Origin of the sequence: Nonomuraea jabiensis (assembly GCF_014204795.1) — a bacterium.
GTDB classification, from domain to species: domain Bacteria; phylum Actinomycetota; class Actinomycetes; order Streptosporangiales; family Streptosporangiaceae; genus Nonomuraea; species Nonomuraea jabiensis.
In genome coordinates this window covers 9,145,300-9,166,594 of sequence record NZ_JACHMB010000001.1, presented here as the reverse complement: position 1 = coordinate 9,166,594, position 21,295 = coordinate 9,145,300, and the positions used below count along the sequence as shown (strand labels likewise).

The following is a 21,295-nucleotide window of genomic DNA, read 5'->3' as shown; positions in this document are numbered from 1 at the left end:
AGCGGAATCAACCGATGGCCCTGTGAACACTGTACGACTTCGCGCCAGCTTTATGCAATGTATAACCCATTTATGGAAGGTTAATTATTCATTTCGCCTTTCATGTTAATTGGAATGGCATTCTGGCGCATGCCTTACACTTCCGCCGGAAGTTGCCTGTCGCGAGAAGCCGCCTCTCCTTCACGTACGCCGTACCGGCTCCACAGACGCGCCAGGCTTCGCGGCGACCACCAGGCCCACGGGCCGAGAAGCCGCATGGTCGCGGGAACCAGCAGCATCCGGACGATCGTGGCGTCCACGACGACCGCGATCACCAGGCCGATCCCGGCCATCTTCATGAAGGCGATGCCGGAGATGGTGAAGCCACCGACGACGACCACGACGAGGAGTGCCGCACTCGTGATGATCTTGGCGGTGCGCTGCACGCCCACCGCCACCGACTCGACGGGATCGCCCGTGAGCACCCAATGCTCGCGGATACGCGAAAGCAGGAAGACCTCGTAGTCCATGGCCAGGCCGAAGGCGATGGCCACGATCAGCACCGGGAAGTTCACATCCACCGCTCCGATCGGGTCGAACCCCAGCACGCCGGAGAGCCAGCCGTCCTGGAAGATCAGCTTGATCGCTCCGAACGACGCCGACAGGGACAGCAGGTTGAGCACCACGGACTTCAGGGGTAGCAGGACCGAGCCGAAGGCCAGGAAGAGCACCACGAAGGAGACCACTGCGACGAACAGCGCCATCCACGGCATCCTCGAGATGACCATGTCGACGATGTCGACCCGTGATGCGGGCATGCCGGTGACCAAGCTCGTCGCGCCCGAGGGCGGGGCGACAGCACGCAGCTCCTCCACCATCCGGCGGGCCTCGCGTGACATCGGGTCGATCGAGTAGTTCAGCGTCACGCGCGCCTGGCCGCCCCGAACACCGGTGACGCTCGCGCTGTGGACGCCGCCCACCGCGTCGAGTTGCCTGGCATAGCCGTCGAGCGCCGCGCGGTCCGGCGCAGACTCCACGACCACCGTCATCAGCTTGCCCGGGTCCGCGTCGAAGCGTGCCGCCATCTCCTGGGTGACCACACGGGCGTCAGCGGAGGAGGGCAGCACCCAGTCGGCCGGACGGGCCCAGTTGACGCCCAGGAACGGCAGGCCGAGCACCACGAGCACGGTCACGATGCCCACTGTGCTCACCAGTGGCCGCCGCATCACCGCATGGGCGACCCGGTACCAGCGCCCCAGTTCGGGCGGGGCGGGTAGCGCACTGGCGCGGCCGGCAAGCCGGCGACCTCCGATGCGGAGCATCGCGGGCAGCACGGTCAGCGAAGCCAGCACGGCCAGCAACGTCACGCCGGCCCCCGCGTAACCCATCGACAGCAGGAACCTGGAGGGGAAAAGCGTCAATCCGGCCAGCGAGATCGCCACCACGATGCCGGAGAACATGATCGTACGGCCGGCGACGGCCACGGTCCGCTGGACCGCCTGGTCCACGGACTGGCCCCGGCCCACCTCTTCACGGAATCGGGTGACCATGAGGAGCGCATAGTCGATGGCCAGGCCTAGCCCCAGGATGGTGACCACCTGGATGGCAAAAGTGGAAATGTCGGCGAAGAAAGTGACCACCCGGAGCACAGCGAGCGAACCCAGCGCCGCGATGATGCCGATGAGCAGCGGAAGGGCGGCGGCCAGCAGGCTACGGAAGATGATCACCAGCAGGATCAGGAGAATCGGGATGGACAGTGCCTCCGCGAAGAGCAGATCCCGCATGGTCTGACGGTTGACCTGGTCGGTCATCGAGGTGATACCGCCGAACCGCACGGTGAGCCCGTCGGCCTTGAAGCTGTCCTGAATCGCCCGGAGCATCTGCACGCGCTCCTGATCGACACTGGAGTTCAGCTGCACCGTGACGTAGGTGGCATGCCGGTCCTTAGCTACGAAGCTCTCGGACCGAGTGGACCAGAAGGACTCCAGCCGCACGATGTCGTCCCGGGGCACGGAGGCGATCGCCCGCTGGACGGGCTCGGCGAACTTCGGATCGTCCACCGTGAGGGTGTCGCTCTCGTAGAGGACCACCACGTCGTTCGCGTACCGGCCCAGAGGGCCGGCCAGCAGGTTGTCGGCGTGGACGGACTCGCTGCCGGGATCGTCGAAGCCCGCTCCGCCGCCCAGCGCCCCCAGGACGCCGGCGCCCCAGCCGCCCGCGCCGATCGCGAAGACGAGGGCGCCCAACACGATCCAGAGGCGCCGCCGGACCACGAAGGTGCTCAGAAGCCTGAACATGAACCACTCCCAGAGTCAAGAGTAGAAAGTTCTGCTATCCATAATTATCGTGAGTATCACTATCCACTATCTGTAGATAGGACGCAACGGCCCTTGGAGGACCGTCATGAGCTCACGCGGCGGCGCAGTCGCCACATTCTTGATCGCCGGGGTGGCGGCTTTCATGACCGCCCTGGACAACCTCGTCGTCACCACGGCCCTGCCCACGATCCAACGGCAGTTCCGTGCCTCCCTCGAGGGCCTGGAGTGGACAGTGAACTCCTACACCCTCACCTATGCGGTCTGCCTGCTCACCGCGGCAGTCCTCGGCGATCGCTTCGGGCGGCGGCGGGTCTTCGTGACCGGGCTGCTGGTGTTCGCCCTCGCCTCCGCCGTCGCCGCCTCGGCCGGATCCGTCGGCGTGCTGATCGCCGCCCGCGCCGTCCAGGGCATCGGCGCCGCGCTGATTTTCCCCCTCGCCCTCACCCTCGTCGTGATGGCGGTGTCGCCGGGCAGGCGCGGTCTGGCGATGGCGGGCTTCGGCGGCATGAGCGGCCTGGGCATCGCCCTGGGGCCCTGGATCGGCGGGCTGGTGGTCGAGTACGGCGACTGGCATTGGGTGTTCTGGATCAACGTGCCGATCGGGCTGGTGCTCGCGCCGCTCGCCGTACGGCTGCTGAGCCGGAGCCGGGGCGCGCACGACCGCCTGGACGTCCGCGGCACACTCCTCGTCACGGCCGGCCTTTTCGGCGTCGTGTACGGTCTGATCCGCAGCGTCCAGCTCGGCTGGCTGCACGCGCAGGTGGTGCTTCCCATCCTCGCCGGCCTCGCGGTCCTGGGCACTTTCGTCTGGTGGGAGCAGCGCGCCGTCTTCCCCATCATCCCCCCGCGCTTGTTCCGCAGCCGTGGCTTCACCCTGTCCAACGCGGTCGCGCTGCTGGTCCAGGGCGGCATGTTCGGCGCCGTCTTCCTGCTGACCCAGTTTCTGCAGAACGCCCTGGGCCACTCGCCACTGCGGGCCGGCGCGATGACCTTGCCGTGGACCATGATGCCGCTGCTCGTGGCGCCCCTGGCGGGCATGTTCGGTGATCGGATCGGGCCGCGACGGCTGCTGACGGCGGGGGCGTTGCTGCAGGCGGCGGCGCTGGCCTGGTTCGCGGTCGTCTCCACGCGAGAGGTCCCGTACGGCATGCTGCTGCCCGGCATGGTGGTGGCCGGCGTCGGCATGGGCCTGTTCTTCGCCCTGGCCGCCCGCGTGACCATGGACTTCGTCTCCAAGGACGAGGAAGGACTGGCCTCCGGAGTCAACAACGCGATGCGGCAGTTCGGCGTCGTCCTGGGCGTGGCCGTGTTGTCGGCGGTGTTCGCCGCGACGGGAAGCTACAGTTCCCCCGAACCCTTCGTGGCGGGTCTGCGCCCGGCGTTGTGGGCCGGGACCGCGATCGTGCTGCTCGGCGCCATCGCTGCGATCCTGGTGCCTCGCCCGCTCCCCGCTGTGGCCGAGTCGAGCATGGAGGCCCCGCTGAGCCCCACCGTAAGTGGCTAGGCTCAAGTGCCACTATCTATTCTTGGCACGTTCGCCGCGGTTTCACCATGGAGAGGGGTCCACCGTGCGCATAGGTGAGCTGAGCAAGCTGAGCGGTGTACCCATCCCCACGATCAAGTACTACCTCCGCGAAGGCCTGCTGCCCGCCGGCGAGCGCACCCAGTTCAACCAGGCTCAGTATGAGGAGACGCACCTGCGCCGGCTCAAGCTCGTCAGGGCACTGGTGGAGGTCGGAGGGCTGTCCATAGCCGCAACCCGCACGGTGCTGGAGTTGATGAACGCCCAGGCGAGCGACTTGGCACGCCTGGGCAAAGCCCAGTACGCGCTCACCACACGTAAGGAGCACGAGCCGGACGAAGCGTGGGAGTGGGCCACTGCCCGGGTGAGCGAGCTGCTCGCCCAGCGCCACTGGCAGGTCTCACCGCGCAACCCGGCTCGGCTCCAACTGGCCGAAGCCCTCGCGACGCTGCGCCGCCTCGGGCAGGACGACTATCTTGTCCTGATTGACCGCTATGCCGACGCGGTCGGCCGGCTGGCGGCGATGGAGGTGGACGCCGTCCTGACGCGCCAGAACGTGGACAGCATGGCCGAAGCGATCGTCGTCTGGACCGCGATCGGTGACTCGATCATCGCGTCACTCCGCAAGCTGGCACAAGAAGCCGAGACCGTCCGCCTTTTCGGGGAGGCCGTCTTCCAGGCCGGCGCGGAGCGGCAGGAGTGAGGGTCAGCCGAAGAGCAGGAACGCGGCATCCGGCACTTTGATCGCGGCGTCGGAGAGCTCCGGCAGGCCGGTCGCCGGATCGACCGGCAGCGGCAGCACCGTCCCGGCCGTCTGGTTCGCGACGTTGAGGCGGCCCGCCGGGTCCCAGGCAAGATCCCATGGCATCACGGACAACGGCTCCTCCCCCAGCCGCAGCCAACCCGCCGGTTCCAGGACGGCTCCGCCGTCCTTCACCTCGAGCACGGCGATGCTCTCGTGCCCGCGATTGGCCACGTAGAGGTGCTCGCCACCGGGTGAGAGAAGGATCGCCGACGGGGCGTTCCAACCGTCGGCGCCCTCGGGGAGGGTCGCGGCCGCCCCGCAGGTCCACAGCGCCCCACTCGCAGGCTCGTAGCCGCAGATCGTGACGGAGGAGACGAGCTCGTTCACCACATAGAGGTGGCGCCCGCCGGGATGGAAAACCGCCTGCCGCGGGCCGTGGCCGGAGCCCAGGTGCACCTGGCTGTGCGGCGACAGGCGAGCGCCGTCCCATCGATAGACGTGGAGCCAGTCGGTACCCTTGTCGGGCACCAGCAGCCGGCTCCCCGTGGGGTCGGGCAGCGTCATGTGCGGGTGCGGACCCTGCTGGCTCAGAGAGTTCGGGCCCGACCCCGTGTGGCGAATCACCTGACACACCGGGCCCGGGCTTTCGTCCTCGCCCAGGGGGAAGACCACGACCTCGCCCGAGTCGTGGTTGGTCGCGAAGAGGTGGCCGTCGTGCACCAGGGTGTGCACGGTTCCCGCGCCCTCAGCGGGCTGCGAGGCCCGCTCGATCAGGGTGCCGTCGGCGCTCACGGTCACCGCGTGGATCCGCCCCTCCGGGACGTTGCTCGCCACGTAGAGCGTGTGTCCGGAGGGTGACAAGGTGCAATGGAAGGGCTGCGGGATCTCGGTGAAGGACCGCACGAGTCCTCCGTCTCCGATGACGGACAGGCCGCGGGCCGGGGTCTCGGCCCAGGAGTAGCCGCCGACGAACATGTGCATGTCCAAGCTCCTTCAGCTCAGTCTGACGACGGCGCGTGGCCGCGCCAGAACCTTCTCTCCACCGCACCGGACGGTCAGCTCGACGCGCACTCGGCCCTCCCCCAGCTTCTCCGCCACGATCCCGTCGGCCACGATCTCGACTCCCTCGTCCGTGTCGGGAACCGACACCGGAGCGGCGAATCTGGCCCCGCACTCCAGCACCGCCTCGCGACCCGCCCACGCGGTGACCGTGCGCAGGGCGATGCCCAGGGTGAGCATGCCGTGGGCTATCACGGTCGGCAGACCGGCCCGGGCCGCCGCACGCTCGCTCCAGTGGATGGGATTGAAGTCCCCTGACGCGCCCGCGTAGACGACCAGATCGCCGCGGCACAGGATGTGGGTCAGGGTCGGCAGGCGCGTGCCGACGCCGACCTCCTCGTAGCGCGGCTCAGCCATCGGTCCTCGCGATCAGCGTGGAGGCGCCGGTGCAGACCAGCTCCCCTTCGGTCGTGCGCACCTCGCTCATGAGGGCGAGTACGTCCATGCCACCTACGTGGTCGACGGCGGCGATGGTGACGGTCACCGTCAGCTCGTCGCCCGGCTCGATGGCCCGCCGGTGCTCGAAACGCTGCTCCCGATGGAGCAGCCTGGTGAGGTCGAAGTGCAGCTCGGGGTCGGCGACCACGCGCAGCTCCGCCGGCAGGGTGACCACGACCGCGAAGGTGGGTGGTGCTTGGTGGACCCTGCTGGAATCACCAAGGGCCCCGGCGAATTCTCGGATCTTCTCTCGGCTGACCAGGTAAGGCTCGCCGGCCGGATAGACCCGGCCGGCGAGGGCGGGATCCAGAGGCATCGTGACCCTCCAATCACTGGCGAATGTATCCGCGCGACCCGGCTGTGCGGCATTCCTCTTTGGAGGTACGCGGTACCTCAGGAGAGGCATGCCGTGCCCCTTATGTGCCATAGGAGGATCTCGCCCGGTATGGGACTTTACGCAGTATCAGCATGCGAACTGGGAGGCGAAATGTTGACGTTTTCCCTGCTAGGAGCTGTCGAGCTGCAACAGGGGGACAAGATCTGGACTCCGCGCGGGTCGAAGACCAGGCAGCTGTTGTCGCTGCTCCTGATGCGGCCCTCGCAGAAGGTCGGCCTTGACGTCCTGATCGAGGAGCTGTGGGACGGCAGCCCGCCACGTACCGCGGTGCAGACCATCCGCACGCACGTCTACCATCTGCGCACGATGCTGGAGGCCGGGCTGCCGGACGCCGCCCATCTCCTGGCGACCGAACCGACCGGATATCTGCTGCGGCTGTCGGCCGACCAGGGCGACGTGGGAAGGTTCCGCCGCCTGATCGGTGACGGGCGCGCGTACCTCGAACAGGACGATCCGGCCGCGGCAGCGGGAGTCCTGCGGGAGGCTCTGGACCTGTGGCGGGGCTCTCCCCTGACGGACGTGCCGCGCGGCCCGATCCTCGCCCAGCATGTCGCCTACCTCGAGGAGGTCCGCATCCAGGGACTCGAGTTGTGGATCGAGGCCGGCATGCGCCTGGGCCGCCATCGGGAGCTCATCGCCGACCTTCGGGAACTGGTCACCGCACACGCGCTGAACGAGTGGTTCCACGCCCGGCTGATCGAGGCCCTGCACCGGTCGGGACGCCGCGGGGACGCCCTGCACGCGGTGCAGAGCCTGCGCCAGGTCCTCCACGACGAGCTGGGCGTGGAACCCTCCGACGAGGTGCGGCAGCTGCAGCGGGCGTTACTGGCGAGCGCCGGCTAGCCCCCAGTCACCGGAGGGCCACGACGACTCGAGGCATGGTCAGTACCTTCGCGCCGTCAAGCCGCACAGCGAGGTTCACCCGCACCCTTGGCTGCTCCAGCTTCTCCACCACCGTCGCCTCCACGGTCAGCTCGACGCCGATGCCGTCGTTGGGCACGGGCACGAGCCGGGGGAAACGGCCACCGAAGTCGACCACGGCGCCAGGATCGCCCGCCCAGTCGACCAGGTGGCCCAGGGCCAGGCCCATGGTCAGCATCCCCTGGGCGATGGGTCCGGGCAGGCCGAACTCCGTGGCTGTGCGATCGTCCCAATGGATGGCGTTGTAGTCGCGGGCGGCCCCGCCATACCTGACCAGGTCCTCGCGTCGCACCTGGAATGTACGGCGGGGCAGCTGGAAGCCCGGCTCCAGCCGGTCGTAGCGCGGGATCGTGAGGACGCTCATGACCCCTCTCCGAAGACGACGAAGATCGACCGTCCGGTGCAGATGTTCTCCCCGTCCAGGCCGGTGACCCGGCTCTCGTAACTGACCACGTCGCCCCGCGCCAGTGTTTCCACCGCGGCCAACCGCACGGTCACGGTGATGACATCGCCCGCATGGAGGGGGCGCTCGTAGGAGAAGCGCTGCTCCCGGTGGACGAAGCGGTCCTGGCCGTGCGCACCGAGCTCCGGGTCGAGGACCGCCTGGTACTCCGCGTCGAGCGTGACCACCATGGGGAAGCTCGGTGGGGCGATCACGTCGGGGTAGCCGAGCGCCCGTGCCGCCTCTGGATCCAGGTAGGCCTCGTGCCCGTCGCGCAGAGCTCGGGCGAACTCCTTGATCTTCTCCCTGCTGACCTCGTACGGCTCGCTCGGCGGGTAGAGCTTGCCGACGCAGGAGAGGTTCAACGCCACTCGCGCACCACCAGACAGCCCACGTTGCCGTCCTCGCCCATGGACGTGACCAGCCCGACCCGCGGCCGCGATTGCCTGGCCGGCTCCCGCCACATCGCGAGCAGTGCCGCCACCTGCATGGCGCCACTGGCGCTGTAGAGCTCGCCCAGGACGTGGCCCACCCGGACCTGCGGGGCGGTCCGGCCCAGCGCCTCCCCCACGGCCCACTCTTCCTGGTGGTCGAGGTCTCGGTGGTTGGTCGCGCTCAGGCAGACGACATCGACTTCGCCTGGGCTCACCTCGCTTTGTTCCAGCGCCCGCTCGACACAGTGCAGGAGCCCTTCGCCCTGCTCACCGGCAGAGCCCAGCCCTTGGTAGGAGACCTCGCAGGCCAGGAGCTCAGCCAGGGCCGTCCGGCCGGACGACCTGAGCGCCTCAGCGTCCTCGACCAGGAAGAGTGCGCAGCCCTCGCCGACCGGCGCGCCCTCCACGAGCGCCCCTGACAGGTGCCAGCCCCAAGCGGCGGCCGGCGACAGCTCCTCCACACCGCCCACCAGAAGCCTGCTCGCCCTGCCCTGCTCGATCGTCGTACGAGCGAACCGGATGGCCGCCAGGCTGGCGACCTGGCCGCTGGACACGACGGAGTTGACGGAGCGCAGCGAGACTCGCATGGCGATCTGCCCGGCGCAGGCGTTGGTCACCACGTTGGGGAAGTTGCCGGGATTGACCAGGTAGGGCTTGTCCTGCACGAGCGTGTCGATGCCGACCTCCACCATGCTGGTCAGGCTGCCGGTGTTGGTGGCGAGCACCACGCCGGTGCGGGCCTGGGCCTCCGCGTCGAGCTTCGCGATGACCCCTTCCAGGGCCAGCGTGCTGGCCACCAGGCCGAGCCGGGTGAAGCGGTCGACATGCCGCAACCCCTTTCGGCCCAGAAGTCTGGCGACCTCGAGGTCGGGGATCGCCCACAGCGGACGCGGCGGATAGCCATCCGGGGAGTCCTCCGGCTCGGCGTAGGAATCCAGCCCGTGCCTCAGGGCCCGTGCGAGGACCTCCAACCCGAGCCCGGCGGGAGAGACGACGCCGCACGAGGTGATCGCCAGCGGCCTTCCGGCCAGGACGAGGCTCATGCCGACCTCCCGAAAATCGTCACAACGTTGTTCCCGCCGAAGGCCATCCCTTGATTCTGAGCGAGCTCCACCGTGGCCGGTCGGCCCGCGCCCGGTACCACGTCCAGTCCCTCGCCGAGCGCGGGATCCAGCTCTTCGACGGTCGCCGTCGGCGGCAGGAACCCTTCCTCGATGGCCTTGCAACAGGCGATCGCGCCGAACGCGCTGGCCGCACCCATGGTGTGGCCGATCATCGACTTGATCGAGCTGATCGGCGGCACCCGCTCGCCGAACACCTCACGCACCGCCTTCACCTCGGTGACGTCGTTGGTCGGCGTCCCCGTGCCGTGCGCGCAGATGTAGTCGATCTCCTCGGCACGCACCCCGGCGTACCGATGGGCGAGCCTGATGCACTCGGCGATGCTGTCGGCGTCCGGATTGACCATGTGCCTGGCATCGCAGTTGACCCCGTAGCCCAGCAGCTCGGCGTAGATGGGCGCGCCCCGAGCCAGCGCGTGGTCCAGCGGTTCCAGCAGCAGCACCGCGCCACCTTCGCCGGTGATGATGCCTGATCTGTGCACGTCGAACGGCCGGCAGACCTCCTCGGCCAGCGCACCCAGGCGGTAGAAACCCGCGTGGCAGGCCCGGTTCACCGCGTCGGCCCCCCCGGCCAGCATGAAGTCCGCCCTGCCGGTACGCACCAGGTCGAAGGCGTACCCCAGTGCCATGTTGCTCGCCGAACACGCCGTGGGAATCGTCTGGGAGTCGCCGGAGAGCCGGAGCTCGTTGCTGACCGCGTTGGCGATCTGGCTGACAGGCGTCATTCCCGGCAGCCGTGGGTCGACGTTCTTCAACCCGTCGGCGACCCACTGCTCCACCGCGGCCTGGAGCACCTGCGCCTCGCCGGCGGTGGTGCCCATGATCGAGCCTGTCCGGTACGTGGACAGCAGGTCGGGGTCGATGCCGGAGTCCCGAACGGCGAGCCGGGCGGCAGCGGCGGCGAACTGCCCGCTGCGTCCCCACCGCTCGGGGACCAGCCGCTCGACGATGGCGGCGGCGTCGAAGTCGTGCACCTCCGCGGCGACGACCGTCGGGAATTCTGAGGCGTCGAAGCTCTCGATCGGCGAGAAGCCGGTACGGCCGGCGCGTATCCCTTCGGTGAACGCCTCGACCCCGATGCCGATACAGCTCACCGCGCCCAGCCCGGTGACGACCACGCGGCGGGTCTCAGACACCGCTGGTCTCCTCCGCGACCTTGTCCATGACCTGGTACACGCCCGTCAGATTCGGCATGTTGGGCAGCTCGTCCTGCGGGACGAGCACCCCCAGCTCCTTCTCGATGCGAGCGATGATCGTGATGAGGGAGAGAGAGTCGGCGTCATATTCGTCGATGAAATGACCGGTCTCGGTCAGCTCGCCGGGCTCGAGCTCCAGCTCCTGCGAAATAATGTCACGCACTTTTTCGCGAATATCCATTTTGCTGATCCCTCCGAAAGCGGCGCTTGTCCGTGCCACGACGTTAACCAGGCGAACAGGAGACCGGCAAGACGAGTGGTCCGAAAGTGGTACGCGTCAGGTCGCTTTTATCTGCTTTCTATTTCTATTTCATCGACGTGTGCCACAGTCGCCCTCGCTCCATTCCCGTTCGGCAGAGGTGATGATGACAGTCGACCTGGAAATCTCCGGCGCTCCGGCCCGTCCGGCTGAATTGAGTTTCACCCGCACCGTGGAGCGTGCCCTGGTCCACCGGACCTCGGTCGCCGAGGTGTTCGTGACGGACGTACAGCAGGCCGAACCGCAACGAGTTCTCGCGGGCGCGCAGCTACCGCTCAGCCACGGCTACTACAACGACCACCTGGGCGGACCTCCCCGGTTCGACCCGCTGCTGATCCTGGAGGCTGGCCGCCAGGCAGGGATAGCCGGCGGGCACCTGCTGGGCTTCCCGCCAGACACGATCATGATGGTTGACAGCTTCGAGCTGGATATCTCCGATGTTCCCGCCTTGCGGATCGGGCACCTGCCCGGCGAGCTGCTGATCGACAGCCGTTTCGACGCCACGCGCATGCGACGCGGCCGTGTGCGCCAGGGCGTCGTGCGTCAGGACCTGCGTCTCGGCACCGGGCATTTGGGCACTCACTCGATGCGGGTCCAGATCGTCTCGCGCGAGGAGCTGGCGGCGTTGCGCACCGTCGTCCGCGGCTCCCCCGCTCCCACCACTCGCGACATGACGGACGTCGACGACCTCCTCCAGGCGTCACCCGCCATGGTCGGGCGGGTCAACCCGCTCAATGTCGTTCTCGCTCAGGTGGAGCGTGGAGCGAGAGCCGCCCAGGCGGTCGTCAGGCCCAGGTTCGGCAACCGGTCGCTGTTCGACCACGATTACGACCACCTGCCCGCCATGGCGCTCACCGAGGCGGCGCGTCAACTCGCCCTCGTGGCTTGTGGCGATGAGCATGCCTGGCCGGCGACGTTGACGGGTGAGTTCCGCCGCTTCGCCGAGCTTGACCTGCCTGTGCGGGCCTCCGCGGTCTGCACTGAGCTCGATCCGGCAGGGAGGCCGACGCGCACCGGGGTGGCTGTCTCCTTCTATCAGGACGGATCGATGATCGCCCGGTCCACGCTGGTGATGGTGCACGATGACTGAGCCCGTGGAGGCGATCTGGACGGATTTCGGTGGAGTCCTCACCCCGCCCATCAGTCACACCCTGGCCACCTTCTGCGCCAGGCAGGACCTCCCCATGGAGGCGGTGATCGACGCCGTGCTCAAGGTCACCGCGACCTTCGGCACCGACGACGTGATGCTGCCGATCGACACGCCCCTGGTGACCGAGAGCGAGTGGCTGGACCGGATCGGGCAGGTCCTCCGCTCTGATCACGGGATCGAACCCCGCCTGACGAGTCTGGCCGACGCGTGGTTCGACGGCCGAGAAGCGAACCTCGAATGGGCGGAGCACCTGCGCGCGCTCCGGGCGCAAGGCTTCTTCGTCGGCCTGCTGTCCAACATGGTGCCCGCATGGGACGCCCACTGGCGTCGCATGATCGACCCTGCTGCGTACTTCGATGATGTGGTGCTCTCCTTCGAGGTGGGACACCGCAAACCCGACAGAGCGATCTTCGACCTGGCGGTGGAGCGCTCCGGCATCCCCGCGTCCCGCTCGTTCTTCGTCGACGACCTGGCCAAGAACTGCGAGGGAGCAGTGGCCGCCGGATGGAGTTCCATCCTGTTCACCGACACCGCCCACGCGATCGCCGAACTGTGCACGCACCTGAGAGTGAGGACACCGTGAGCCGTTCCGTCCTGGTCACCGGAGGCAACCGCGGCATCGGGCTGGCCATTGCCCGCGCGTTCGCCGACGCGGGCGACAAAGTCGCCGTCACCCATCGCTCGGGCGAACCACCTGAAGGGTTGTTCGGCGTACGGTGCGACGTGACCGACACCGCCTCGGTCAAGGCGGCCGTGGACGAGGTGCGCGCCCAGCACGGCCCCGTCCAGGTCCTGGTCGCCAATGCGGGCACCACCAGGGACAACCTGTTCATGGCGATGAAGGAGCAGGACTTCGCCGAGGTCGTGGACACCAACCTGCTCGGCGCGATGCGGGTGGCCCGCGCGACCGTCACGGACATGGTCCAGGCCAGGTGGGGTCGAATGATCTTCATCGGCTCCACCACGGCCTTCTGGGGCTCGCCCGGCGTGACCAACTACGCCGCCTCCAAGGCGGCCCTCGTCGGCTTCGCCCGCTCTCTGGCTTGGGAGCTGGGCCCCCGCAAGGTCACCGTGAACGTGGTCATGCCGGGCCTCATCGAGACCGACATGGTCGCGGGCCTCAGCGCGGAGCACCGCGCCTACCTCCACAGCATCACCGCGCTGCGCCGGTCGGGGACGCCCGAAGAGGTGGCGCCGGCCGTGCGTTTCCTGGCCTCGGACGAGGCCTCGTTCATCACCGGCGCCGCGATCCCGATCAGCGGCGGATCCGGTCTGGGCCACTGAACGAAACCGCAGAAAGGAACTGATCATGGCTGACGAAGTGACGGAGATGCTGGCTCCGGTGCAGACCTCGCCTCCCGGGGCGTCGCAGGAGTTGGTCGAAGTGGCCATCGGCATCGCGAAGGTGTTCGGCGAGCTGGATGCGGAAGCCGCCAGAAAATACGTGGCGAAGGACTTCGTAGATCACGAGGCGTCGCCGGGCGTGGGCGGCGGCCCTGAGGGATACCTGGCCACAGCCCGGTACATGCGCCGCGCCTTCTCCGAGGCCAGGTGGCAGGTCGACGACTTCATCGCCGAAGGCGACAAGTTCGCCTGCCGGGTGACCTTCAGCGGCCGCCACACGGGGGACTTCCTCGGCGTTCCTGCGACCGGCAAGCAGGTGCAGGTCCAACACCTGCACTTCTACCGGATCGCCGACGGCCAGGCGGTCGAGCACTGGGGCGCTCGGGACGAACTCACCCTGCTCCGCCAGATCGGGGTCTTCACCCCGGAGAATCGCACGCCCGCCGACGCCGCCGCGGCCGAGGGGCTGTGATGAGGAGGTCGATGAGGTGGCGGCCGGCCATCGCCGCGATTGTCGCCCTCGTTCTGGGCGTGAGTACGGCTCCCGCCGAGGCGGCGGTCTCGGCCGAACCCTACGGCTCTCCGCTGGACTGGCGGATGGGCGGCCACGATTACCTCAACACCAAGTCCAACCCCTTCGAGCGGCGCATCCGCCCGGGCAACGCCGATCGGCTCGCCGTAAAATGGACCTTCACCGCGGCCGGCGACACCTCCGCGATCCCGGCCGTGGTCGACGGCGCAGTCTACGTGCCCGACTGGGGCGGCACCTTCTCCAAGCTGGACGCTGCGACCGGCAAGGTGATCTGGCAGCGCAAGGTCTCGGACTGGAACGGAATCCCCGGCAGCATCGTCCGGGCGAGCCCGGCCTACGCGGGCGGCCGGCTGTATTTCGGCGACCAGAACAGCCCCAGCGGCGGCAAGGGTACGCACCTCATGGCCGTGGACGCCGCGTCGGGCGACCTGATCTGGAAGACCACCCTGGACGAGCACTTCGCCGCCGTGCTCACCGGCTCTCCCGTGGTCTTCGGCGGGGTCGTCTACCAGGGGGTCTCCTCCAAGGAGGCCGCCGTGGCCGGCCTGCCCGGCTACCCCTGCTGCACCTTCCGCGGCAGCGTCAACGCCGTGGACGCCGCGACAGGCCGCGTGCTGTGGAAGACCTACACCGTGCCGGACAACGGCGGCAAGCCGGGTGGCTTCAGCGGGGGTGGGGTGTGGAGCACCTCCCCCGTCATCGACGTCGTCAACCGTACGGTGATCGTCGGGTCCGGCCAGAACCTGACCGTGCCGCTCAGCGTCACCCAGTGTCAGACGGCCGGTGGCACGCCTGAGCAGTGCCTGCCCGACGACAACCACATCGACCAGCTGCTCGCGCTGGACCTGCGTACCGGAGCGATCCGATGGACGGCCGGTGACAAGGCGTTCGACGCCTGGACCGTGGCCTGTGAACCCGGTTTCCCGCCGGAGAACTGCCCGCCCAACCACGGTGGGGACTTCGACTTCGGCGAGGGCGGCCACCTGTTCACGATCCCCGGTGAGTACGGCCGGCCGCGCCTCGTGGTCGGCGCGGGCCAGAAGAGCGGGGAATACTGGCTGGTCGACGCCCGGACCGGGAAGACCGTCTGGAAGACACAGGTGGGACCCGGCGGCGTGCACGGCGGCATCGAGTGGGGCAGCGCCACCGACGGACGCCGGATCTACGTCAGCAACGCCAACACCAACCACGTTGCACACACGCTCCCGGACGGGACGGTCACCACGAACGGCATCTTCTTCGCCCTGGACGCCGTCACCGGCCGGATCCTCTGGGAGCGTGCCGATCCGTCCAACGCCGAGACGATGGGCGCCGTGACCACGGCCAACGGGGTCATGTTCGCGGGCTCGATGAGCGGCCACATGTATGCCCTCGACGGCGCAACCGGCAAGATCCTGTGGGACTTCCTCGGCGAGGGGTCGTCGAACGCGGGACCGGCCATCGTCAACGGCACGCTCTACTGGGGCAACGGGTACAACAACCGGTTCATCCAGGGCAAGGGCAGCAAGACCTTCTACGCCTTCTCCATCGGCGGACGGTAACGCGGTCACGAGAAAAAAACGTGAGCGGTAGCCGGGAACCGGCTACCGCTCACACCATTCCGTCCGCCGGATCAGGACACCTGCCGGCGCAGAGCTTCGTGCATCGGCTGGATTTCCTCCGGCGACCGCTCGATCGACTGGAAGAACGCGACGCTGGTGGCCAGCCCGCCGAACCGCTCGTGAATCTTGACGGCCGCCTCCTTGAAGCCACCGACGATCGCGAAGGTCTCCAGTACGGAGTCGTCGATGGCGTCCGGCATCTCGGCCGCCCGCCCGGTCCCGGCCAGCCGGTAGAGCTCGTCCTTCAGCCCGCCCAGGCCGTGCAGTTCGAGCACGGGCGCGTAGCTCGGGATGGAGGCGTAGTAGGCGATCGACTCCTTGGCGCGCCTGATCGCCACGCCCAGCTCCCGCTCGTCGTCGCTCGCGGCCACGATGGGCGTGACGTGGATCTCGAAGCCGTCCATGGATCTGCCCGCCGCCTCGCGTGCCGCACGCAGTGCGGGCAAGGTGGTCTCTTCCAGCAGCTCCCGCGTGGTCATGATGTGGGCGAGGAACCCGTCCGCGAGCTCGCCCGCGACCCGTGTCATCATCGGGCCGACCCCTGCCAGCAGGATCGGCGGCGAGCCGTACGGATTGGGCCCGGGGTTGAAGAACGGGCTCATGAGCGTGTGCCGGTAGAACTCCCCTCGGAAGCGCAACCGGCCATCGGTCGCGAAGCATTCCCAGATCGCCCGCAGCGCCAGGATGTACTCTCGCATCCTCGCCGCCGGGTTGGACCAGGGCATGCCGAAGCGCTTGGTGATGTGCGTCTGCAGCTGGGAGCCGATGCCCAGCGCGAATCGCCCCCCGGACACCAGCTGCAGATCGTTGGCCAGCATCGCGGTCGTCATCGGGTTCCTGGCGAACACCACTGCCAGGCCCGTGCGGATGGATGGCCGGCTGGTGCGTAGGGCCGCCGCGGTCAGGCCCACGAACGGATCGTGCTGGGTCTCCGACATCCAGATCGAGTCGTAGCCGAGCTCTTCCGCCCGCTCCGCCCATTCCCCGAATATCTCCGGGCCGGCCGTGATGCCGTGGAAATCTATTCGCACGGATGACCTCCTAGTCGCGCGCCATTCCGGCAACGATCAGAACACCGGGCCAATAGCACGGCCAGAGAGCCCGGGAAACATGTTTCTTTAGGCGAACACGGGCCTGCCACTTAGGACGGACCACCCTTTCGGGGGCGCGTTCCGGCTTGGCAGCATCGACGATATCCACCGCATTGGAGGTGCCCCGACATGACCATTCTCGAGGATCGGGAACTCGATACCGGCATGCGCGCCCGCGTGGCGGAGCTGGACCGGCTCCGCGTGGCGGCGAGGCCGGCGCCAGACGCCCCGGAGACCCTGCGGCAGCGGGCCAAGGGCAAGCTCACGGTGTGGGAACGCCTGGACGCGCTGCTCGACCCTGGCTCCTTCACCGAGGTGGAGGGGTTGCGCAGGCATCGTGCCACCGGGTTCGGGATGGAAGGCCGCCGGCCGTACGGAGATGGGGTCGTCACCGGCTGGGGCACGATCGAGGGCCGGACCGTGTTCGTCTACGCCCACGACTTCCGCGTCTTCGGAGGTTCGCTCGGCGAGGCGCACGCGCAGAAGATCCACAAGATCATGGACATGGCGTACGACGCGGGGGCACCGCTCATCGGCCTCAACGACGGCGCCGGCGCTCGGATCCAGGAGGGCGTAACCGGTCTGGCGGGCTATGGCGGCATCTTCCAGCGCAGCGTGCGAGCGTCCGGGGTGATTCCGCAGATCAGCGTGATCATGGGCCCCTGCGCGGGAGGGGCGTCCTACTCCCCCGCCCTCACCGACTTCGTCTTCATGGTCAGGACCAGTTCGCAGATGTTCATCACCGGCCCGGACGTCGTGGCGGCTGTGACGGGCGAGCGGGTCAGCCACGAGGAGCTCGGCGGCGCCGGGGTGCACGGCAGCCAGACGGGCGTGGCCACATTCGTGCACGACGACGAGCTGTCGTGCCTGGCGGACGTGCGGTACCTGGTGTCGATGCTGCCGTCCAACAACGAGGAGTTCCCGCCGGCACTGGAGACGAGCGATCCGGCCGACCGGCCGGCCACGGCGCTGCTGGATCTGGTTCCCGCCGACCCGAGCCGCGCCTACGACATGCGGGCCGTCATCGCCGAGGTGGTCGACGACGAGGACTTCATGGCCTGCCATGAGGACTGGGCGCCGAACATGATCTGTGGCTTGGCCCGCATCGACGGCCAGGTCGTGGGCGTCGTCGCCAACCAGCCGCTCTCGCTGGCGGGAGTGCTGGACATCGCCGCCTCGGAGAAGGCGGCCAGGTTCGTGCAGACCTGCGACGCGTTCAACATCCCGCTCGTCACCTTCGTGGATGTCCCCGGGTTCCTGCCCGGCACCGGCCAGGAACACGGGGGCATCATCCGGCACGGCGCCAAGCTGCTGTACGCCTACTGCGCCGCGACGGTGCCCAGGATCCAGGTCATCGTGCGCAAGGCGTACGGCGGTGCCTACATCGTCATGGACTCCCGCTCCATCGGCGCGGATCTGTCCTTCGCCTGGCCCACGAACGAGATCGCGGTCATGGGCGCGGAGGCGGCAGCCAACGTGATCTTCAGGAAGGAGATCGCTGCCGCTCTCGACCCTGAGACGACTCGCGCCGAGCGCGTCGAGCACTATCGGCGTGAGCTCATGCACCCCTACTACGCCGTGGAGCGCGGCCTGGTGGACGACGTCATCGACCCGAGCACCACCCGGGCGGTCCTGGCCAGATCACTGCAGGCATTGCGCACCAAACGGGCCGCTCTGCCCAAGCGCAAGCACGGCAACCCCCCGATCTGATGGCCACCGACGAGGAGATCGCGGCCGCCGTGGTCCTGCTGCTGTCTCTGACACGCCCCAGAGAGAAGGCCGAGCCGGCGCGAGTCGAGCGGCCACGGTGGACATCGGAGGAACGGTATCTCCCGGGGAGGAACCGACGTGCGTAAGGTGCTCGTTGCCAATCGCGGCGAGGCCGCCGTCCGCATCGTGCGCGCCTGCCGGGACGCCGGGCTGGCGAGCGTGGCGGTGTTCGCTGACTCGGACCGCGACGCCCTGCACGTCCGCCTGGCGGACGAGGCGTTCGCCCTGGGTGGGGAGACCCCCGCGGCCAGCTACCTCGACATCGGCAAAATGCTGGAGGTCGCGGCACGCACCAAGGCCGACGCGATTCATCCCGGATGGGGGTTCCTGGCGGAGAACGCCGAATTCGCCAAGGCCGTCCTCGATGCCGGGCTCATCTACATCGGGCCGCCGCCCGAGGCCATCGTGGCGCTGGGCGACAAGGTGATGGCCCGGCGGATCGCTGCCCGAGTGGGCGCGCCACTGGCCGCGGGGACCGACGGTCCTGTCTCCGGGGCCGACGAGGTCGCCCGGTTCGCCGCCGTGCATGGTCTGCCGGTCGCGATCAAAGCGGCCTACGGCGGAGGCGGCCGCGGGCTGCGGGTCGCCCGGTCGGCGGCCGAGATCGAGGAGCTGTACGAGTCGGCGGCCCGAGAGGCGCGGACCGCATTCGGCCGGGCCGACTGCTTCGTAGAGCGTTATCTCGAGCGCCCCCGCCATGTGGAGACCCAGTGCCTGGCGGACGCTCATGGCACCGTCGTCGTGGTCTCCACCAGGGACTGCTCGCTGCAGCGCCGTCACCAGAAGCTGGTGGAAGAGGCCCCCGCGCCGTTCCTGACGCAGGCGCAGCTCGGCATTCTCCAGACCGCCTCGGTCGCCATCCTCAAGGAAGCGGGCTATGTCGGGGCCGGCACCTGCGAGTTCCTGGTCGCCGCAGACGGGACGATCTCCTTTCTGGAGGTCAACACCCGGCTGCAGGTGGAGCATCCGGTCACCGAAGAGGTCGCCGGCGTCGACCTGGTCAGGGAGATGTTCAGGATCGCCGCCGGTGAGCCCCTCGGCTACGACGAGCTGCCCCTGCGCGGTCACGCCGTCGAGTTCAGGATCAACGCCGAAGACCCCGGACGCGGGTTCCTGCCCGGCTTCGGCTCCATCACCGGCTGGCGCGCCCCCTCCGGTCCCGGCGTCCGCGTGGACGCCGGATACGAGGCCGGCATGAACGTGCCCGGTGCCTTCGACTCCCTGCTGGCCAAGCTGGTGGTGACGGGCAGGACCAGGGCCGAGGCGCTGGAGCGTTCGCGCCGCGCGCTGGCCGAGTTCGAGATCACCGGCATCCCGACCACGCTGCCCTTCCATCGAGCCGTCGTGACCGATCCCGCCTTCACCGCCGAGCCGTTCGCGGTTCACACGCAGTGGATCGAGACGGAGTTCGCCACGCCGCTCGCGCCCGCCGATGAAAGGGCGATCGAGGAGTCCGACCGCGCAGCCGCCGAGCCCGTCGTGGTCGAGGTCAACGGCCGCCGACTGGAGGTCCGGTTACCGTCCGGATTCGGCGGTCAGACTCCGGCTACCAGGGCCAGGCCCACGCGGCGAAACGCCTCGCGTGCCGCCGGCACGAACAACGCCAACGCGGTGGTCAGCCCGATGCAGGCGACGATCGTCAAAGTCGCCGCCGCCGACGGAGAGCGGCTGGAGAGCGGAGAGCTGATCATGATGCTCGAGGCGATGAAGATGGAACAGCCGGTGCTCGCGCACAAGCCGGGAGTGGTGCGTGGGTTGAGCGCCTCTGTCGGGGATGTCGTACCGGGTGGGGCGGTGCTGTGCACGTTGGAGGATTGATCCAGGAGATCCTGCCGCCCCGGGTGATCGCTGTGGAGGCCCGCCGGGATCTGCCGAGTGTGCTGCTGCATCCCGTGGAATGGGCGGTCGCCGAAAAGATGAGCGCGTATCGCCGCCAGGAGTTCGCAACTGGGCGCGCTTGCGCCCGCGCAGCGCTTACGCGGCTCGGCTTCCCGCCATTGCCAGTCGGCCGGGGGCCGATGGGCGCCCCCGACTGGCCCCCCGGGGTTGCCGGGAGCATCACGCACTGCCTCGGCTATCGGGCGTGCGCGGTGAGCCGCGAGGCGGCCGCGGTGGGCATCGACGCCGAGCCGCACGCGGAGTTCCCGCGCGTCGCGCTGGACTTCATCACGACCCAGGCCGAACGGATCATGCTCGAACAGCTGGAGCTCCATGCGCCAGGCGTCCATCTGGGAAGAGTGCTGTTCAGCGCGAAGGAAGCGGTGTGCAAGGCCTGGTGGCCACTGACCCGGCACCGGCTCGGCTTCACCGATCTGGAGGTCGAGCTGGGCGAAGGGACCTTCGCGGCCCGGCCGCTGATGCCCGGGACTCCGTCGGAGCTCACCGGCCGCTGGAAGGTCGTTGACGATCTCATCCTTACCGCCGTCGTCGTGGGGACAGAGTGAGCACTCACCACGAGTACCCGGTCGAAGCATTTCGCCGCGGTCCGCGCTTTGCGGTGTAGGAGTTCGGGCACGACTCCAGATGTGCGCGCAGCGACCGCGAAAGCCGCCAGCGCCTCTCCCCAAACTCCGGGTCAGGGCCAGCCGCTGATCGGAGCGACTCGGCTGCCGTGTCGCGTACCACCGCGTACAGATAAAGACGCCACGGCCCCTCCGGACCGGCCGTGCCAGAGCGGACGGTCCGGAGGGTGCGGACGAACGCCTCACTGGCGAGATCCTCCGCCGTCTGCGGGTCTAGACACAGACGGCGGGCGAGAGCGAGGACAGCCGCGTGATGCCGCTCATGGAGCTCGGCGATGGCACGACTGTCCCCCGCCCTGACCAGGCGGGTCAGGGCGGTGTCCTCGATGGTGGACTCCGTCACTTACCTGATCGCGAACTTCAGCGCGTTCTTCGTGTACGCCGCCTTGGCATACACGCGAGCCGACTTGCCGGCGGCGAGAATGACGAGCCGGGTGGCCTTCGTGGTCGCGCT

Annotated in this window: 23 protein-coding genes; 12 read left to right on the top strand and 11 right to left on the bottom strand. The window is 68.5% G+C overall.

Features of this window, described 5'->3' with window-relative positions; translation table 11 throughout:
• Window positions 1-134 precede the first annotated feature (134 nt).
• On the bottom strand, window positions 135-2,276 hold the full coding sequence (locus tag HD596_RS41740; RefSeq protein ID WP_185074937.1) for an MMPL family transporter: 2,142 nt from the start codon (window positions 2,274-2,276) through the stop codon (window positions 135-137).
• 106 nt (window positions 2,277-2,382) lie between these two features.
• On the opposite strand from HD596_RS41740, the gene HD596_RS41735 reads away from it, so the two are divergent.
• Both HD596_RS41735 and HD596_RS41730 read left to right on the top strand, forming a co-directional pair.
• Window positions 2,383-3,801, top strand: a complete 1,419-nt coding sequence (locus tag HD596_RS41735) for an MFS transporter (protein ID WP_185074936.1) — start codon at window positions 2,383-2,385, stop codon at window positions 3,799-3,801.
• A 64-nt stretch (window positions 3,802-3,865) separates the two neighbouring features.
• Window positions 3,866-4,522, top strand: coding sequence for a MerR family transcriptional regulator (locus HD596_RS41730; RefSeq protein ID WP_185074935.1), 657 nt, complete (start codon window positions 3,866-3,868; stop codon window positions 4,520-4,522).
• A gap of 3 nt (window positions 4,523-4,525) precedes the next feature.
• Here HD596_RS41730 and HD596_RS41725 read toward each other — a convergent pair whose 3' ends face one another.
• From HD596_RS41725 to HD596_RS41715, 3 genes are read right to left on the bottom strand one after another with little or no spacing between them, the layout of a single operon-like run.
• Window positions 4,526-5,545 (bottom strand): lactonase family protein, encoded by a 1,020-nt coding sequence (locus tag HD596_RS41725; RefSeq protein ID WP_185074934.1) that lies wholly within the window; start codon window positions 5,543-5,545, stop codon window positions 4,526-4,528.
• 12 nt (window positions 5,546-5,557) lie between these two features.
• Window positions 5,558-5,980, bottom strand: coding sequence for a MaoC/PaaZ C-terminal domain-containing protein (locus HD596_RS41720; protein ID WP_185074933.1), 423 nt, complete (start codon window positions 5,978-5,980; stop codon window positions 5,558-5,560).
• Window positions 5,973-6,377, bottom strand: coding sequence for an FAS1-like dehydratase domain-containing protein (locus HD596_RS41715; RefSeq protein ID WP_185074932.1), 405 nt, complete (start codon window positions 6,375-6,377; stop codon window positions 5,973-5,975). Before HD596_RS41715 ends, HD596_RS41720 begins: the two co-directional genes overlap by 8 nt.
• Before the next feature lie 171 nt (window positions 6,378-6,548).
• On the opposite strand from HD596_RS41715, the gene HD596_RS41710 reads away from it, so the two are divergent.
• The gene (locus HD596_RS41710) at window positions 6,549-7,301 is read left to right on the top strand and encodes an AfsR/SARP family transcriptional regulator (RefSeq protein WP_185074931.1); all 753 of its coding nucleotides are present in this window, start codon (window positions 6,549-6,551) and stop codon (window positions 7,299-7,301) included.
• A gap of 7 nt (window positions 7,302-7,308) precedes the next feature.
• On the opposite strand, the gene HD596_RS41705 is transcribed toward HD596_RS41710, so the two are convergent.
• The 5 genes from HD596_RS41705 to HD596_RS41685 are packed head-to-tail and all read right to left on the bottom strand — an operon-like array spanning window position 7,309 to window position 10,735.
• On the bottom strand, window positions 7,309-7,743 hold the full coding sequence (locus HD596_RS41705) for a MaoC/PaaZ C-terminal domain-containing protein (protein WP_185074930.1): 435 nt from the start codon (window positions 7,741-7,743) through the stop codon (window positions 7,309-7,311).
• Window positions 7,740-8,192, bottom strand: coding sequence for an FAS1-like dehydratase domain-containing protein (locus HD596_RS41700; RefSeq protein WP_185074929.1), 453 nt, complete (start codon window positions 8,190-8,192; stop codon window positions 7,740-7,742). The genes HD596_RS41705 and HD596_RS41700 overlap by 4 nt, the downstream gene beginning before the upstream one ends.
• Window positions 8,183-9,298, bottom strand: coding sequence for a beta-ketoacyl synthase N-terminal-like domain-containing protein (locus tag HD596_RS41695; protein WP_185074928.1), 1,116 nt, complete (start codon window positions 9,296-9,298; stop codon window positions 8,183-8,185). Before HD596_RS41695 ends, HD596_RS41700 begins: the two co-directional genes overlap by 10 nt.
• Window positions 9,295-10,512, bottom strand: coding sequence for a beta-ketoacyl-[acyl-carrier-protein] synthase family protein (locus tag HD596_RS65185; RefSeq protein WP_185074927.1), 1,218 nt, complete (start codon window positions 10,510-10,512; stop codon window positions 9,295-9,297). Before HD596_RS65185 ends, HD596_RS41695 begins: the two co-directional genes overlap by 4 nt.
• Window positions 10,505-10,735 (bottom strand): acyl carrier protein, encoded by a 231-nt coding sequence (locus HD596_RS41685; RefSeq protein WP_221519768.1) that lies wholly within the window; start codon window positions 10,733-10,735, stop codon window positions 10,505-10,507. Before HD596_RS41685 ends, HD596_RS65185 begins: the two co-directional genes overlap by 8 nt.
• Window positions 10,736-10,934: 199 nt before the next feature.
• Here HD596_RS41685 and HD596_RS41680 point away from each other — a divergent pair, with 199 nt between their 5' ends.
• Genes HD596_RS41680 through HD596_RS41660 form a run of 5 tightly spaced genes read left to right on the top strand, consistent with a single transcriptional unit; the run spans window position 10,935 to window position 15,398 of the window.
• Window positions 10,935-11,921, top strand: coding sequence for an AfsA-related hotdog domain-containing protein (locus tag HD596_RS41680; protein ID WP_185074926.1), 987 nt, complete (start codon window positions 10,935-10,937; stop codon window positions 11,919-11,921).
• Window positions 11,914-12,564 (top strand): HAD family hydrolase, encoded by a 651-nt coding sequence (locus HD596_RS41675; RefSeq protein WP_185074925.1) that lies wholly within the window; start codon window positions 11,914-11,916, stop codon window positions 12,562-12,564. Before HD596_RS41680 ends, HD596_RS41675 begins: the two co-directional genes overlap by 8 nt.
• Window positions 12,561-13,265, top strand: coding sequence for a 3-oxoacyl-ACP reductase FabG (gene fabG / locus HD596_RS41670; protein ID WP_185074924.1), 705 nt, complete (start codon window positions 12,561-12,563; stop codon window positions 13,263-13,265). Before HD596_RS41675 ends, fabG begins: the two co-directional genes overlap by 4 nt.
• A gap of 25 nt (window positions 13,266-13,290) precedes the next feature.
• Window positions 13,291-13,797, top strand: a complete 507-nt coding sequence (locus HD596_RS41665; RefSeq protein WP_221519766.1) for an ester cyclase — start codon at window positions 13,291-13,293, stop codon at window positions 13,795-13,797.
• An 11-nt stretch (window positions 13,798-13,808) separates the two neighbouring features.
• Window positions 13,809-15,398 carry an outer membrane protein assembly factor BamB family protein gene (locus HD596_RS41660; RefSeq protein ID WP_221519765.1) on the top strand — a complete coding sequence of 530 codons (1,590 nt, stop codon included), beginning with the start codon at window positions 13,809-13,811 and terminating at the stop codon, window positions 15,396-15,398.
• Window positions 15,399-15,469: 71 nt separating this feature from the next.
• On the opposite strand, the gene HD596_RS41655 is transcribed toward HD596_RS41660, so the two are convergent.
• Complete coding sequence (locus HD596_RS41655) at window positions 15,470-16,489, bottom strand: TIGR03617 family F420-dependent LLM class oxidoreductase (RefSeq protein WP_185074922.1); 1,020 nt, start codon at window positions 16,487-16,489, stop codon at window positions 15,470-15,472.
• Between the two features lie 189 nt (window positions 16,490-16,678).
• Here HD596_RS41655 and HD596_RS41650 point away from each other — a divergent pair, with 189 nt between their 5' ends.
• The 4 genes from HD596_RS41650 to HD596_RS41635 are packed head-to-tail and all read left to right on the top strand — an operon-like array spanning window position 16,679 to window position 20,763.
• The gene (locus HD596_RS41650) at window positions 16,679-18,259 is read left to right on the top strand and encodes an acyl-CoA carboxylase subunit beta (RefSeq protein WP_185074921.1); all 1,581 of its coding nucleotides are present in this window, start codon (window positions 16,679-16,681) and stop codon (window positions 18,257-18,259) included.
• A complete protein-coding gene (locus HD596_RS65825; RefSeq protein WP_185074920.1) occupies window positions 18,259-18,405 on the top strand; it encodes an acyl-CoA carboxylase subunit epsilon in 147 nt (48 codons plus the stop codon). The genes HD596_RS41650 and HD596_RS65825 overlap by 1 nt, the downstream gene beginning before the upstream one ends.
• Window positions 18,398-20,137: an acetyl/propionyl/methylcrotonyl-CoA carboxylase subunit alpha gene (locus tag HD596_RS41640; protein ID WP_185074919.1), complete on the top strand. Its 1,740-nt coding sequence runs from the start codon at window positions 18,398-18,400 to the stop codon at window positions 20,135-20,137. The genes HD596_RS65825 and HD596_RS41640 overlap by 8 nt, the downstream gene beginning before the upstream one ends.
• The gene (locus tag HD596_RS41635; RefSeq protein ID WP_185074918.1) at window positions 20,134-20,763 is read left to right on the top strand and encodes a 4'-phosphopantetheinyl transferase family protein; all 630 of its coding nucleotides are present in this window, start codon (window positions 20,134-20,136) and stop codon (window positions 20,761-20,763) included. Before HD596_RS41640 ends, HD596_RS41635 begins: the two co-directional genes overlap by 4 nt.
• 4 nt (window positions 20,764-20,767) lie before the next feature.
• Here the strand turns inward: HD596_RS41635 and HD596_RS65820 are convergent, their stop codons facing one another.
• Window positions 20,768-21,184: an RNA polymerase sigma factor gene (locus HD596_RS65820; protein ID WP_185074917.1), complete on the bottom strand. Its 417-nt coding sequence runs from the start codon at window positions 21,182-21,184 to the stop codon at window positions 20,768-20,770.
• Between the last annotated feature and the right edge of the window lie 111 nt (window positions 21,185-21,295).

Coding starts and splice junctions, on each gene's coding strand:
- HD596_RS41665 (WP_221519766.1), top strand. CDS start 13,291: ATGGCTGACGAAGTGACGGAGATGCTGGCTCCGGTGCAGACCTCGCCT.
- HD596_RS41720 (WP_185074933.1), bottom strand. CDS start 5,980: ATGGCTGAGCCGCGCTACGAGGAGGTCGGCGTCGGCACGCGCCTGCCG.
- HD596_RS41705 (WP_185074930.1), bottom strand. CDS start 7,743: ATGAGCGTCCTCACGATCCCGCGCTACGACCGGCTGGAGCCGGGCTTC.
- HD596_RS41680 (WP_185074926.1), top strand. CDS start 10,935: ATGATGACAGTCGACCTGGAAATCTCCGGCGCTCCGGCCCGTCCGGCT.
- HD596_RS41715 (WP_185074932.1), bottom strand. CDS start 6,377: ATGCCTCTGGATCCCGCCCTCGCCGGCCGGGTCTATCCGGCCGGCGAG.
- HD596_RS41695 (WP_185074928.1), bottom strand. CDS start 9,298: ATGAGCCTCGTCCTGGCCGGAAGGCCGCTGGCGATCACCTCGTGCGGC.
- HD596_RS41660 (WP_221519765.1), top strand. CDS start 13,809: ATGAGGTGGCGGCCGGCCATCGCCGCGATTGTCGCCCTCGTTCTGGGC.
- HD596_RS65825 (WP_185074920.1), top strand. CDS start 18,259: ATGGCCACCGACGAGGAGATCGCGGCCGCCGTGGTCCTGCTGCTGTCT.
- HD596_RS41735 (WP_185074936.1), top strand. CDS start 2,383: ATGAGCTCACGCGGCGGCGCAGTCGCCACATTCTTGATCGCCGGGGTG.
- HD596_RS41675 (WP_185074925.1), top strand. CDS start 11,914: ATGACTGAGCCCGTGGAGGCGATCTGGACGGATTTCGGTGGAGTCCTC.
- HD596_RS41740 (WP_185074937.1), bottom strand. CDS start 2,276: ATGTTCAGGCTTCTGAGCACCTTCGTGGTCCGGCGGCGCCTCTGGATC.
- HD596_RS41710 (WP_185074931.1), top strand. CDS start 6,549: ATGTTGACGTTTTCCCTGCTAGGAGCTGTCGAGCTGCAACAGGGGGAC.
- HD596_RS41725 (WP_185074934.1), bottom strand. CDS start 5,545: ATGCACATGTTCGTCGGCGGCTACTCCTGGGCCGAGACCCCGGCCCGC.
- HD596_RS41650 (WP_185074921.1), top strand. CDS start 16,679: ATGACCATTCTCGAGGATCGGGAACTCGATACCGGCATGCGCGCCCGC.